The 517-nt window shown below is 41.2% G+C and carries 1 protein-coding gene; it reads left to right on the plus strand.

The window, feature by feature from the left end; all coding sequences use genetic code 11:
• A partial coding sequence (locus ACFIQE_RS11405) for a helicase-related protein (protein WP_375707802.1) occupies positions 1-517 on the plus strand: 517 nt, incomplete at both ends.

Below are 517 nucleotides of genomic sequence, written 5' to 3' on the forward strand. Positions count from 1 at the left end.
AACTTATTCTTGACGATAGGACCAAGATTAATGGCTGTTATAGAGCCCTTACCAAAATGGATCTGAAACTTGATCTTAAAGATGACCCCAAACCCATGCGTAGAGCTTTAGCTTTTTGCAAAGATATTGAGACTTCTAAACGCATATGCAAGAGATTCAAAAAAGAAAAAGTGCAAGAATCTTTGCGCGCTCTTCATAAGAACTGTAAAGATACTCCTCCTCTTAACTGTACCCTTGCCCATATTGATGGAACCTTTAGTGCTAAAGAGCGTACAAAACAACTTGAATGGTTAAAGGAAGATGCGGGGGAAAATACCTGCCGTGTACTTACCAATGTACGCTGTCTTTCTGAAGGTGTTGATGTTCCTGCTCTTGATGCCGTTCTATTTTTACACCCGCGTAAAAGTCAAATTGAGATTATTCAAGCGATAGGACGCATCATGCGTCGAGCAGAGGGTAAAAAAAGAGGCTATATCATTCTACCCGTTGGGATACCCGCTGATATTCCGCCGGAAAT

Origin of the sequence: Bartonella sp. AA1HLJMS, assembly GCF_042197445.1 — a bacterium.
Lineage (GTDB): Bacteria > Pseudomonadota > Alphaproteobacteria > Rhizobiales > Rhizobiaceae > Bartonella.